The 13,119-nt window shown below is 68.1% G+C and carries 13 protein-coding genes; 8 read left to right on the top strand and 5 right to left on the bottom strand.

Annotated features, from left to right (window positions below; all coding sequences use genetic code 11):
* Positions 1–19: 19 nt before the first annotated feature.
* Positions 20–913: a LysR family transcriptional regulator gene (locus ACYVLQ_RS06755; protein ID WP_460696518.1), complete on the bottom strand. Its 894-nt coding sequence runs from the start codon at positions 911–913 to the stop codon at positions 20–22.
* Between the two features lie 83 nt (positions 914–996).
* Here ACYVLQ_RS06755 and ACYVLQ_RS06750 point away from each other — a divergent pair, with 83 nt between their 5' ends.
* The gene (locus ACYVLQ_RS06750; protein WP_460696517.1) at positions 997–2,241 is read left to right on the top strand and encodes an MFS transporter; all 1,245 of its coding nucleotides are present in this window, start codon (positions 997–999) and stop codon (positions 2,239–2,241) included.
* 32 nt (positions 2,242–2,273) lie between these two features.
* Here ACYVLQ_RS06750 and ACYVLQ_RS06745 read toward each other — a convergent pair whose 3' ends face one another.
* The gene (locus tag ACYVLQ_RS06745) at positions 2,274–2,924 is read right to left on the bottom strand and encodes a TetR/AcrR family transcriptional regulator (protein ID WP_460696516.1); all 651 of its coding nucleotides are present in this window, start codon (positions 2,922–2,924) and stop codon (positions 2,274–2,276) included.
* A 145-nt stretch (positions 2,925–3,069) separates the two neighbouring features.
* Between ACYVLQ_RS06745 and ACYVLQ_RS06740 the strand changes: the two genes are divergently transcribed.
* Positions 3,070–3,444 (top strand): nitroreductase/quinone reductase family protein, encoded by a 375-nt coding sequence (locus ACYVLQ_RS06740; protein ID WP_460696515.1) that lies wholly within the window; start codon positions 3,070–3,072, stop codon positions 3,442–3,444.
* A 91-nt stretch (positions 3,445–3,535) separates the two neighbouring features.
* On the opposite strand, the gene arsM is transcribed toward ACYVLQ_RS06740, so the two are convergent.
* On the bottom strand, positions 3,536–4,318 hold the full coding sequence (gene arsM, locus ACYVLQ_RS06735; protein WP_460696514.1) for an arsenite methyltransferase: 783 nt from the start codon (positions 4,316–4,318) through the stop codon (positions 3,536–3,538).
* Positions 4,319–4,427: 109 nt separating this feature from the next.
* On the opposite strand from arsM, the gene ACYVLQ_RS06730 reads away from it, so the two are divergent.
* The 6 genes from ACYVLQ_RS06730 (at position 4,428) to ACYVLQ_RS06705 (ending at position 11,021) form a co-directional block, all read left to right on the top strand.
* A complete protein-coding gene (locus tag ACYVLQ_RS06730; protein ID WP_460696513.1) occupies positions 4,428–4,793 on the top strand; it encodes an ArsR/SmtB family transcription factor in 366 nt (121 codons plus the stop codon).
* Between the two features lie 371 nt (positions 4,794–5,164).
* On the top strand, positions 5,165–5,452 hold the full coding sequence (locus tag ACYVLQ_RS06725) for a hypothetical protein (RefSeq protein ID WP_460696512.1): 288 nt from the start codon (positions 5,165–5,167) through the stop codon (positions 5,450–5,452).
* A gap of 157 nt (positions 5,453–5,609) precedes the next feature.
* Positions 5,610–6,386 carry a hypothetical protein gene (locus ACYVLQ_RS06720; protein ID WP_460696511.1) on the top strand — a complete coding sequence of 259 codons (777 nt, stop codon included), beginning with the start codon at positions 5,610–5,612 and terminating at the stop codon, positions 6,384–6,386.
* A gap of 337 nt (positions 6,387–6,723) precedes the next feature.
* Positions 6,724–8,616, top strand: a complete 1,893-nt coding sequence (locus ACYVLQ_RS06715; protein ID WP_460696510.1) for an ABC transporter ATP-binding protein — start codon at positions 6,724–6,726, stop codon at positions 8,614–8,616.
* On the top strand, positions 8,613–10,367 hold the full coding sequence (locus tag ACYVLQ_RS06710) for an ABC transporter ATP-binding protein (protein WP_460696509.1): 1,755 nt from the start codon (positions 8,613–8,615) through the stop codon (positions 10,365–10,367). Before ACYVLQ_RS06715 ends, ACYVLQ_RS06710 begins: the two co-directional genes overlap by 4 nt.
* A gap of 9 nt (positions 10,368–10,376) precedes the next feature.
* Entirely contained in the window at positions 10,377–11,021 is a 645-nt protein-coding gene (locus ACYVLQ_RS06705) for a TetR/AcrR family transcriptional regulator (protein WP_460696508.1), read from the top strand.
* A gap of 44 nt (positions 11,022–11,065) precedes the next feature.
* Here the strand turns inward: ACYVLQ_RS06705 and ACYVLQ_RS06700 are convergent, their stop codons facing one another.
* Both ACYVLQ_RS06700 and ACYVLQ_RS06695 read right to left on the bottom strand, forming a co-directional pair.
* Positions 11,066–11,791, bottom strand: a complete 726-nt coding sequence (locus ACYVLQ_RS06700; protein WP_460696507.1) for an alpha/beta fold hydrolase — start codon at positions 11,789–11,791, stop codon at positions 11,066–11,068.
* Positions 11,792–11,836: 45 nt separating this feature from the next.
* On the bottom strand, positions 11,837–13,072 hold the full coding sequence (locus tag ACYVLQ_RS06695; protein WP_460696506.1) for a cytochrome P450 family protein: 1,236 nt from the start codon (positions 13,070–13,072) through the stop codon (positions 11,837–11,839).
* Positions 13,073–13,119 lie beyond the last annotated feature (47 nt).

Here is a 13,119-nt window from a genome sequence, read left to right as displayed (position 1 = left end):
GCAAGACGCCGCACCATCTCTACATCTGCTCGGCGAGACCGCGTGCGACGTCGAGGGCGATCTCCCGGGTCCGGATCGCTAGCGGGGATTCGGTGCGTCCGGCGGGGCGGTACAGCGACAGCTCGCGGGCAGGCGACGGATGCAGCCGGTGGATGCGGAGCTGATCTTCGGACCAGGCATCGGTGCCGCGCAGGGCGAGCCAGGGGAGTACGGCCCAGCCGATGCCCACCCGCACCATCGACAGGATGGTTTCGTGGCCTACGGTGCGGAACACGAACCGGGGCTGCGCTCCGGCGCGGGCGAAGGTCCGCTCCAGCCATTTCTGGTGGTAGGTGGACGGCCAGCCGACCATCGGAACATCGTCGAGCCGCTTGACGCGCACCGGACCGTCGGGGAGCGCGTCCGCGCGCGTCACCAGGAAATAGTGCTCATCGAAGAGCTTGATGTGCTCGACATCGCCCGCGACCGGTCCGTCGTGGAACAGCAGGTCGAGATCGCCTATTCGCGGATCCTCCGGCTGCACGTCGGACAGCCTGATGTCGCAGCCGGGATGCTCGTCCAGCAGGCGGCGAATGACCATCGGCAGAATCAGATTCGAGACGCCCTGGAAGGTGCCGATATCTATCCGGCCGCTGCCCGCCCGGAAGCGATCGATGGCGTCGGTCAGTGCCCCTGCCTTAGCCAGCAGGTCGCGGCCGTGGGCCAGGACCACCTCGCCGAGCGGCGTGATCCGGACGGGTTTGGGCCCGCCGGGCCGATCGAAGACCGGGCCGCCCACGGCCTTCTCCAGCACGGCGATCTGCTGGCTCACCGACGATTGGGTATAGCCGAGCCGGGCCGCCGCCTGGCCGAACGTTCCCTCCTCGGCGATCACGGCCATGGTTCGCAGGTAACGCAGTTCGATGTCCGCCACGAGAGAGAACATAAGTCATAGCGATTGATTTGATCGAAAATCATCGCTTTTCGTAATGCTTCCGCGAACCTAGCGTCATAGCTATGACGATCTCGAGCACGATCAATCCCGCACCCACGGCAGTACCGAGCCGACCGGCCCGGCTGCGCTTCGGGCTGCCGCACCTGGTCTGGGCACTGGCGGCCACACATTTCGTCGGCCGGGCCGGAGGTGTGGTCCGGTCGTTTCTCGTGCTCTATCTGACGCAGGCACAGCACCTCTCGCCCGCGACCGCGGGCGCGGTGGTCGCAGCCGTCGGGGTGGGCGACATCGGCTCCCAATTGCTGGGTGGCTGGCTGGGCGACCGAATCGGTCGGCGCAACACGATGCTGGTCGGATTCCTGGGCGCCGCGGCGGCGCTCGCGGCCCTCGGCTCCGCGGATTCGATGCCCCAGATCTGGGCGGCCGCGGTGGGGGTCGGGCTGACGATCGAGCTGTTCCGCCCGGCCGGATCGGCGGCGGTGGCCGATCTTCCCGCGGAGCAGCGAATCCGCGCGTTCGGACTGCTGTTCTGGGCCGCCAACGTCGGCTTCTCGGTCGCCACGGTCACGGCCGGCGTCGTGGCCAAGCACGGGTACGGTCCGCTGTTCTGGATCAACGTGGGGGCCTCGCTCGTGGCGGCGCTGATCGTCTGGCGGCTGGTGCCGGAAACCCGTCCGGCAGGGTCGATGCCGACGCGGCAGGCGCTGCTGCCCGTGCTGCTGCGGGACCGGTTGATGATCGCGATGATGGCGGTCCACGTCGGCTACTTCACGCTGTTCCTCCAGACGTTCACGACGCTGCCGCTGCTGATGACGGCCGACGGCCTCGGTCCCGCGACGTACGGCGCGGTGCTGGCGCTGAACGGAATCGCCATCGTGGTCGTCCAGCCGTTCGCGGTCCGGCTGCTCGCGGGCCGCAACGGCAGTGCGGTATCGGCGTTTTCGATGCTGCTGGTCGGGATCGGCGCCGGGATCGGCGCAGTGAGCCACGGTACCGCCGGATTCGCCGGGTCGGTCCTGATCTGGACCCTCGGGCAGATCGGTATCGCCGTCCGGTTCGGCGATACCTTCGCCGACCTCGCACCCGCCGAACTGCGCGGCCGGTACATGGGCCTGGCCTCGACCACCTGGAGCACCGGCACGGTGCTCGGTCCCCTGGCCGGAACCACGCTGCTCGAACTGTCCGGACCCGCGGTCCTCGGATCCGCGTGCGTGCTCGGCGGGGTCGCATTGTTCGCCGCTCAACGGGCGCTGGCGCCGGCACTGCGCCGTCGTGCCGCTGACCACGACGAACTGCGGATCGGCTGATCGTGGCGATGCGAAAGCTCGAGACGGGCGGGTCAGCCGCGGCGGGCCTCGAGGGCATCCAGGATCAGGTCCAGGCCGTAGTCGAATTCGCTCGTGTGGTCGTAGCCGGGGCGCAGGGCATGGTCGACGATCATCTCCCGGAGATGTGGGAAGCGATCCGGCGGCAGTTCTTCGAGGAGGGCGCCCGCTACCTCCTCGACGTCGGCGGGCGTCGCCATCGGCAGGTTGGCTTCCTGGAGGACGTACCCGCCGATGTAGCTGTCGATGAGCGAGACGGCGTGCGCGGCCATCGGCAGCGTGAACCCCGCCTTCCGGAGTGTTCCGAGGACGGCGTCGTGGTGGCGCAGCGTGGCCGGTCCGGGGCTGCGGCGGGAGTCCACGAGGCCCAGCGCCCATCGGTGCCGGGACAGGACCTCCCGTGCGGAGTGGGCGCGCCCACGGATCGTGGCGCGCCAGTCCCCGTGCCCCGCCTCGGGTAGTGCGATGGCCGCGAACACGACGTCGACCACGCCGTCGAGGATCGCGTCCTTGTTCGGTACGTGGTGGTAGAGCGACATCGCCTCCACGCCCAGTTCCTGCGCCACCCGCCGCATCGTGATCGCCTCCACGCCACCGCGTTCCGCGACTCGGACGGCGGCTTCCAGCACGCGGTCTCTGCTGAGCGGTGACGGCGGTCGTGGCATTGCGGCTCCTGGGCGCGAGGGTGTTGACAGGTCGGCTGAGCGGAGTCTACCTTACAGGTGTAAGCTAGCCTTACAGTCGTAAGCCACACTCGCGCAGGATCGGTGAAAACCGCCGACCGGCCGGGGCGAGAGCAAGGAGATCGCGATGCCGATGCCGAGATGGTGGGGGCACGTGAACAAGCGGGTGTTCAACCCGCGCGCCGTCGCGAGCGGGAAGTGGCCGGTGCTGATACACGTCGGCCGACGGTCGGGCGTCACGTACCGGACGCCGATGGACGCGCATCCCGTCGACGGCGGTTATCTGTTCGTCCCCGTGTACGGCCCGGGCGCGGACTGGGTGCAGAACGTGTTCGCGTCGGGCGCCGCCCGGCTCCGGATCGACGGCCGAGAGGTGGATCTCACCGCACCCCGCCTGATCGGGAAATCCGAAGCGTTCCAATCCCTTTCCGACGACACAGCCCGCCCACCCAAACTGCTCCGCATCACCGAGTTCCTCCGCATGGATCTGGTCCCGGGGTAGTTCAACCGCCGCGGAGCAGGACCGCGATCTCGGATCGGCCGGGCGCCCTGCACATCCGCCGCGGCGGCCGTTGCGAAGGAAAAGCGCCTGATCACCTGATGCCGGAAGGCTTGACCGCCTTGATGATCGCCGAATGCATGCTGTCGGCGACCGCGTGGGTCGAGGTGATGTCGATATCGGTGAATCCGGCGGCCTCCAACTGCTCGCGATATTCGGTGAACGACATCGCTCCGGCGATGCAGCCGACATAGTCGCCCCGCTCGGCCCGCTCGGCCGGGCCTAGGGCGTCGTCGGAGACCACGTCGGCGATGCCGATGCGCCCGCCGGGCGCCAGGACTCGCGCCATCTCGGCGAACACCGCGGGCTTGTCGACCGACAGGTTGATCACACAGTTGGAGATCACGACGTCGATAGTGTTGGCGGGCAACGGAATCGCCTCGATCGTGCCCTTCAGGAACTCCACGTTCGACACCCCGGCCGCGGCCGCGTTCCGTCCGGCCAGGGCCAGCATCTCCTCGGTCATATCCACCCCGAACGCCTTGCCCGACGCGCCGACGCGACGCGCGGACAGGATCACGTCGATGCCGCCGCCGGAGCCGAGGTCCAGCACCCGCTCGCCCTCGCGCAATTCCGCGACGGCGGTCGGGTTGCCGCAGCCCAGCGCGGCCGCCACCGCCTGGACCGGCAACCGGCCGCGGTCGTCCGCGCCGTACAGGCTCGCACCGAAGGTCGGGTCGATATCGACCGAACCTGTTGCGCAGCAGTCTGTTCCGCAACAATCCTCGGCCATGCCGCCGGCCGTCACGGTTTCGGCGGCGGCCGCATACCGTGCTCGGACAGTCTCTCTCAGTTCGATCTGCTGCTGGTCGGGCATCACTGCACACTCCTTGGCGAGCAATCCCGGCGGAAGAGGCGCCGGGGATTGTATTGATGAGTATCGATGCAAGTTTGCGCCTTGATTCGGTGAGTGTCAATATAGATGTGTGTCGAAACAAATTTCGCCGGTATCCACGGACTGCTGCACGCCCGCCCTGTCGGCGCCGTTGGAGGTCGACGCGGCGGCCGGGCTGGCGAGGATGTTCAAGGCTCTCGCGGACCCGGTCCGGCTGCGGGTGCTGTCGCTGATCGCGGCGCGCGCAGGCGGGGAAGTGTGCGTCTGCGAGCTGACCCCGGCGTTCGAGTTGTCCCAGCCGACGATTTCCCACCATTTGAAGGTGCTGCGCGAGGCCGGGCTGATCGACAGCCAGCGGCGCGGTACCTGGGTGTACTACTGGGTGATTCCCGAAGCGCTGCAACGCCTTTCCCTGGCGTTGTCGCCCGCTGTTCCGCAGGGTGTCGCAGCCGGGTAGCGGGGCGGGACCTGGGCCCGCGAAGGGCAACGGCCGCGCGGTCATTCTGCCGAATTCGTGAGCGCGCCGACCGGGACATGATGAGGCCCGAGGGAATGGGCTGACTTTCCCTCGGGCCGCACCGGACTGCGTACAGCGGGCGATCCGCGGCTTGGGCTACCGCCGATCACCGTCGGGTGTTCCCAGGGGCACCCGGGAACGATCATGACCCTATGGCAACCGGACTGGGTAGCCGGACATTTCTGTACGGTAGCAACCGATCCGTTACTTCAAACCGCTTGGTCTCTAACCGGGTGGGGGTTGTTCGGAAATCGTGCGGGTTTGTCCCCAGTCGTGACGGCCGCCACCGGATACGACTACGGTGGGCTCGCATGTCGACCAGGGATATCACGGTGACCGTGACCGTGGACGAAGCCGAATGGCTCAATTTGAACGACGCCGCCGAATGCGCGGGGATGGGCATGTGCGCCTATATCGCCTGGGGTGTGCGGCTGCTCGCGGCGCAGAACGGCCCCGGCCGCACACCCGCATCGAGCGAACTGCGCGGACTGCGGGCCGCACGGCGCAGGCCGGAAATCGACGACGAGCCCGAATCGGTCGCGTGGGCGGAAACCTTCGCCGAGCGACTGTCCCACCGCACCGAGCCGTTCCGCGATTAGCGCGCGCCCCTCGGCATCGGTCGGCGAACCGTGGGCGACGGGGCAGGCCGATGCGTAGGGCGTGAATTCGGGCGTGCTCGAGCGGATTTCCGTTCACTCGTGTGCTGATCTCTCCGGTACGGCGCCGCGGGACTACTCTTCGACTGTGGAAGCTCTCATGTCAGCGGCAGAGGGAAGTTACAACTGGGAGATCGTGGGCACGAATTCGGAGGGCGAGCGCCTAGTCGACTCCGGAGCCGGTGAGCTGGGCGGCCCCGACCCCATGACCGGGCGTCCGTGCAGCACCTACGTCGAGGTGGGCACCGCGGTGTTCGACTACATCGCGGACGGCATCGTCGTCGACCATCGCTACGAGGTGCTCGACGCGCGGATCGAGGGGCGTCCGGACCCGGATCCGCCGTTCGACCGGCTCAGCTTGACCTTGCGCGACCACGATGGCGCAGAACGGTTTTCGGCGGCGGCGACGTTGACCTACGCAGCGGTCGGCGAAGCGGACGTCGACAGTCACCGCAAGGAACAGGCACTGATCGACAAGCGCGCGGCGCAGCGCCAGCAACGGCGAGAGCGCGCGATCGCCGCCGGTACCGCCGCGCCACCGTCGAAACCGGCCGACCCGCGGCTGCGCGGCCTGATCGACACGCTGCGGGTCGAGGCCGCCACCGTGCGCGAAGAGGTCCCCGACGCCGATCATTGCCGCGAACAACTCGCACTCGCCCAGGCCACCGTCCAGGCGGCGACCGAGGCGGAGACGCGGGCACGACGCGAGGGAAACCTGGCGGAGATCGAACACGCTCGCGCCTACATCGCACGCTGGACACCACGCATCCAGCGATGGGCGGCGATACTGGAGCTGACCACCGAGGCATACGCCGACGCGGAGGCCGTCGACGCACTCGCCGACCGGATCAGCCTCCAACCCCCGGTCGATCCGTGAACATCTCGGCGAACTCGTCCGGCATCGGCACGAAGCCGTCGACTCGGGTCCGAGTGCGGCCCGGGCGACTTCGCTGATCCTGTGGTGCCCCTCCTCGTCATCACAGGGTTGCGCTCGAGTTGGCTCGAGCGTGCAGGGGTGGGGGCGACTTCACCCATGAGGAGGGCATGGGCGGGTGCTTGCTATTGAAAATCGATTCCAATAGAGTCCGAAGCTCTTGTGCCCACGACCGTCGATGCTTATTCTGAACCACATTCATTTTTTAGTATGGCAAACCTAAGTCCCACAGCTCGAGGTTCGTTCGGACCGGTGCTTGGGCACCCGATCCAGGAGTGTCATGTCCACAGCGTCCGTGTCGGCCGCCGCGTCCGACGAAGTCCGCACCGCCGCGCCACCGGATGTCGGTGACACCGGTCAGAAGTCCGAGCGGGAACAGCAGAAGGCCGGTGCGCGGGCGCTCACGGGTCTGTTGCAGCCGGTTTCGGCGCAGTTGACGGTCGGCAGGCTGCTCGCGGTCGTGTCCGGTGTGCTCGCTGTCGTTCCGTATATCGCACTGGTGCGTATCGGTGAGGTGCTGCTCGACGCCCATACCGCGGGCGCGGAGGTCGATGCGGCTGAAGTACAGCGCTGGCTGCGGATCCTGCTGGCTGCCTTCGCGTTTCGGTTGCTGATCTACTTCGTCGCGTTGTTCGTCACGCACCTGGCCGATGCCCGGCTGGGGCATCTGCTCCGTGAACGCATGGTGCGGCGGTTCTCCCGGGTTCCGTTGGCGTGGTTCACCTCCACCAATTCCGGCCGGGTACGCAAGGCGCTGCAGGATGAGATAGGGACGGTCCACCAGCTGATCGCGCACAAGCCGGTCGACGGCACCAACGCCGTCGTGATGCCGCTGGCTCTGATGGTCTACGCCTTCGTCATCGACTGGCGTCTGGGCCTGTTGTCGATCGCGACCCTGCCGCTGTATGTCGGGGCGATGTCTCTGTCGATGATCGGCATGGGGGCCAAGACCGTGGAAATGGATCACCGGCTGTCGACCGTGTCGGCGCGGATGGTCGAGTTCGTCACCGGAATCACGGTGGTCAAGGCGTTCGGGCGGGTCGGTCGGGCACATCGCAGCTATCAGCATGCCGCCGACGACTTCTACGACTTCTACCGCGACTGGGTCAAACCGCTGATCCGGGTCTCCGCGCTGGGCACCTCCTTCCTCGCTGTCCCGCTGGTGCTGCTGATCAATATCGGAGCCGGGTCCTGGCTGGTTCATCAGGGCGCTGTCGGTACGGCCGATGTGCTCGCCACCGCGCTGATCGCGCTGTTGGTCCCCTACGCACTGGAAGTACTGATGCACTCGATGTGGTCCCAGCAACTCGCCGGGGGCGCCGCGCTGCGGCTCGCCGATCTGCTCGAGACTCCCGTGCTACCGGAACACGGTGCGGAAGACACCGTGCAACCGGAGTCCCATGAGGTCGTTTTCGACCGTGTCAGCTATTCCTATGGCGCAGATACCGATTCCGTACTTGCCGTCGAGGACGTCAGCTTCACGCTCCGGCCGGGGACCGTGACCGCGCTCGTCGGCCCGTCCGGATCGGGCAAATCGACGATCGCCACCTTGCTCGCCCGGTTCGACGATCCGTTGTCGGGCGCCATCAGCATCGGCGGGGTGCCCGTGGCGCAGGTCGCGAATCTCTATGCGCAGGTGGGCTTCGTCCTGCAGGATCCGCAACTGCTGAGCATCAGCATCCGCGACAACATCGCCCTCGGGCGTCCCGGCGCCACCGATGCGGAGGTCCGCGACGCTGCCCGCGCCGCGCAGGTACTCGACGAAATCGAGGCGCTGCCACAAGGATTCGACACGGTCTACGGCAGGGACACCGGCCTGTCGGGCGGGCAGGCCCAACGCATCGCGATCGCCCGGGCACTGCTGGTCGACGCACCGGTCCTCGTGCTGGACGAGGCCACCGCGCTGACCGATCCGGAATCGCAGCACGAGATCCAGCAGGCGCTGTCCGCGCTCGCCCGGGGCCGGACCGTGCTGCTCATCGCCCACCGCCCCGAGGCCATCCGCGGCGTCGACCAGATCATTCTCATCGAGTCCGGGCGGATCACGGCGACGGGCACCCACGACGAGCTGCTCACCCAGCCCGGGTACGCGCAACTGTGGCGATCCACCGGAGCCGCGCCGGAAACCGATGCTCAGGCTGCCACCGGCACATTCGAAGGAGACCGGCGATGAATCTGCCATTGATCGACATCGTGCCGCGGATGAGCCGGATGATCGCACATCCGGAACAGATGAAACCGGCGCTCGCCATCAGCGTGGCCGCCGGGCTGGTCGAGGGCCTGGCGCTCGCCTCGCTCCTCCCGGCCATCAGCGCCCTGGCCCGCGACGCCCCGGTCTGGGGGATGGGACTGGCCGGATGGCTGTGGGTGTTCGCCGCGCTGGCGGTGGCCAGCTTCGGCGTCAACTATGCGCAGAGCCGCAAGAACTACGCCGTCGCGCTCGACTTCTTGCGCAGCATCCACCGGCTGACCGGTGACCAGGTCGCCAAACAGCCCCTGGGCTGGTTCGCCCGGCCGGTGGCCGGGCGGCTGTCGCGGATGGTCTCCACCGAACTGATGTCGGCCGGGGAGATCTTCGCGCACATGTTCGGCCCCTTGGTATCCCGGACCACCGCTGCCGCGGTGATCGTCGTCGCCGCATGGCTCTGGAACCCCCTGCTCGGACTGATCCTCACCATCGCGATCCCGGTTTTCGCCGGGATCACACTCGTATCGACTGGGCTCATGGGCAAGGGCAGGTCGATCCATGAACCCGAGGAACTCGTCCTCGCCGACCGGATCGTCGAATACGCCCAGTGCCAAGGCGCGCTGCGCTCGTGCGGTCGCAGCGACGACTTCCCTCCGCTGTCGGCCGCATTGCAGAAGGCATATTCCACCAAGGTCCGCGGATTGTGGTTCGAGTCCGCGGGAATGCTGCTCAGCGGCATGGTCACCCAGGGCGTCGTCGTCGCGTTGATCAGTGCGACCGGATCACTGGCGGTCGCGGGCACGCTGGAACCGATCCCCGCTCTCGCGTTCATCGGGCTGGCCCTGCGGTTCTCCTCCACGGTATCCGCGATCACCGAGAGCGCGGTGGCTTTGGAGTCCCGCCGCCCGCTGCTCGACTCGCTGGACGAGGTGCTCACCGCCCAGCCGCTGCCGGAGCCCGCCACGCCAGCCGTACTCCCCGCTCCCGGCACCGTGGAGTTGGCGGGGGTGACCTTCGGCTACGGGTCCGAACCGGTGTTGCGGGAGCTGTCGGTGCGCGTGCCCGCAGGGTCGATGGTGGCTCTCGTCGGTCCGTCGGGAAGCGGGAAAACGACCATTGCGCGGCTCATTTCCCGCTTCTACGACGTGGACGAGGGGCAGGTGCTGGTCGGCGGCGTTCCGGTCACCGAACAGACCGGCGAACAGTTGATGGGGCAGCTGTCGATGGTCTTCCAGGACGTCTACCTGTTCGACGACACCCTCACGGCGAACATCGCCGTGGGTCGCGAGGATGCCACCGAGGCCGAGATCCGCCACGCCGCAGACCTCGCCGGTGTCACCGAAATCGCGCATCGCCTGCCCGATGGGTGGCACAGCCGGGTCGGTGAGGGCGGGCGCGCCCTGTCCGGCGGCGAGCGCCAGCGAGTCGCTATCGCGCGGGCACTGCTCAAGAAGGCGCCCATCGTCCTGCTCGACGAGGCGACCTCCGCCCTCGACGTCGAGAACGAAACCCACGTGGTAGCCGCCGTCGAGGCACTGCGTCAGCAGGCCACGGTCGTCGTCATCGCACACCGCCTGGACACCATCGCCCGGGCGGATCTCATCGTGCAACTCGACGGCGACGGCCGCGTGGCCGCGCAGGGCACCCATGACGAACTCCTGGCCGCGGGCGGTACCTACGCCCGCTTCTGGGAGCACCTGCACAACGCGCAGGGGTGGCAACTGGCGAACCATTAGCCTGTTCGCATGCGTGGTACCGGATGGGCGGCAGGGAAGAAGGTCGGTCGGAAACCTGCCTTCACCGAGGACGAGGTCGTGCGGGCCGCGCTGGACTTGGGCATCGAGAAGTTCACTCTGGCCGCCGTGGCCGACCGGGTCGGCGTCGTCACCACCGCGATCTACCGGCTGTTTCCGTCTCGCGACGATATCGTCATCGGTTGCCTGGACGTCATCGCCGCGACGATCCGGCGACCCGCTCCCGGCAGCGATTGGCAAGCGGTGCTGCGCCAATGGTCGGATGAGTGCTGGCGGGTATGCGAGGAGTATCCGGGACTCGACCGCGTCGTGTACTCCTTCGCGCCGGCGTTCACCCGCATCGCCGACGTTCTTTCCGATTACGCCGCCGGTATGACCGCGCAGGGAATTACTCACGGCCAGGCCATGTTTGCGCTGGACTTCATCGGCGATAACGTCTTCGCCTGCCACCTCTCCGTGGACGCGATGCGCACCACAGATCACCGCGGTACCACCGGGCTGGAGCAGGTCCGCGCGGCCGTCGACGACACCACCACCGGTTTCCGGCCGCAGGAATCGTGGACCGACCGCGGGATCCTCGACATCAAAATGGACTTCATCATCAAGGGCCTCGAACACTACTGGCCGGAGATGTGATCGCGGCCCCGCCTCGCAGTGCCGGTGCGGGGCCGCGGAACCGGTTACGGCTGAAGCGATTTGGCGAGGCGGGTGAGCAGTTCGGCCAGTAGCTCCGGTCGACTCCATTGCGGGCTGTGCCCTGCCGGAAGCTCGACCACCTCGGGGTCGCGCTCGAAGAACGCGGGTGCGACGGCCTCCGGCATGACATCCTCGACACAGCGGACGAAGGTCGCGGGCAGTTCGCGCCAGGCCGCACCGGTCAGGGGTTGGGTGCCACCGGAGACATTGGCGGGCTGCAGCCTCACCAACCCGGCCTCGGCGCGCTCGTCCGGGCAGTCACCGAACAACACCCGGCGCGCGTGCTCCGGGGTGAGTTCGGCGAGTCCGTCGGCGCGCATCCGCAGTCCGTGGTCGGGGCGGTTGTCGGCTTCCGCGCCGAGCACGGCGGCGGTCATCAGGCTCACCAGGGTGTCACCGCTGTCCGGGACGACGCCGTTGAGATACACTAGGTGTTCGACCGCGGGGTGCGGCCCCGCGGCGGCTTCGGTGATCACCCCGCCGCCGTAGGAGTGGCCGCACAACAGGACCGGTGGTTCCAGCGCGTCGAGTACGGCGCGCACGGCCCGCGCATCGGCGTAGAAGTCGGTATCGAGCGCCAGCGATCCGATGGTCGGCAGTTCCAGGGCGATCGCCCGGATGTCGGCGCGCTGCAGGAGCGCTATCGTGTCGGTCCACATCCAGGCGCCGGTGAAGTTTCCCGGCACGAGGACGACGGTGGTCTGGGGCATGGTGCGATCTTCTTTCCGGGGTGACTCGGTCGGAACGGTGTGGCTTCAGGCGGGCGATGGGCGCACAGGCAGTCGGCGTAGCCCCCGCAGTCCCATTCCGGGACGCCATCGGAGTTCGCTCGGCGGAACCGCCAGCTGCAGCTCCGGCCAGCGTCGGGTGAGTGTGGTCAGCGCGATGCGGCCTTCGGTGCGGGCGAGGGCGGTGCCCAGGCAGGTGTGGATCCCGCCGCCGAACCCGAGGTGGCCGCGGGAGGTGCGGCGGATGTCGAAGCGATGCGGGTCGGTGACGTGGGCCGGGTCGCGGTTGGCTGCGGCAGGGAAGGCCAGCACCGTGTCGCCGGTCGCGATGTGCTTGCCGCCCAGGTCGAATGGTTCCGCGGCGAAGCGCATCATCGCCGATTCGACCGGGCCCCAGTAACGCAGCGTTTCCTCGACCGCGGGCCCGGCCAGTTCGGGATTCTCACAGAGGTCCGCCCACTGGGTGCGGTGGGTCATCAGTGCCAGGGTGGCGCTGCCGATCAGCCCGGCCGTCGTCTCGAAACCTGCCGCCGTGAGCAGGCCGATCATCGCCATGATCTCGGTCTCGGTCAGCGTCTCCTGGTCCGGCCCCGGATGCAGCATCCGGCTGACCAGGTCGTCGGCGGGGTCGTCGCGCCGGAGGGCGATGAGGTCGCGCCCGTACCCCTCCAGCTGTGCCCGCAGGCCCTCGTCGGGCGCCGCGAGCGGGGTGGACTCGGTGGCGGCCCGGACCGCGAATTTCTGCAGGTCCGCATGCCACGCCTCGGGATAGCCGAGCATCTCGCCGATCACCGCGATCGGCAGGGGGTAAGCGAAGGCGTGCAGCAGATCCACGGCGCCGTCGGCGGCTGTCTGCTCCGCCGCGTCGAGCAGCCGTTCGGCATGCCGGATCACCGACGGACGCAGCGCGGCAACGAATCTGGGGCTGAACGCCCGCTGGGCGATGCGCCGCAGCCGAGTGTGCTCGGGGGGATCGGAGAACAGCATGGTGGCCTGGGCGCCCACGTGTTGTGTTTCGGGCCGGGCCGCGATCTCGTCGGCCGACAGCACGGTTCGCGGGTCGTTGGCCAATCGGGGATCACGCAGGGCGGCCTCGGCCTCGGAGTATCCGGTGACCATCCAGAATCCGCGGCCCGGCTGCTGGGGGAGCCGCACCCAGGCGACGGGTGACTGCGTCCGCAGCCGGTCGTAGATGTCATGGGCGTGCTCGTGGAAATCTTCGGCGAGAAGGTCGACCACGATCGGTTCGGGTTCGTCGGTCACGGGTGATGCTCCGTTCGGGAATCGGCGGGGCTGCCGATCTCTGCTGT

The organism is Nocardia thraciensis, assembly GCF_054782435.1.
Note: the sequence above shows the minus strand (reverse complement) of the source record. Positions and strands in the feature narration are given on the sequence as shown.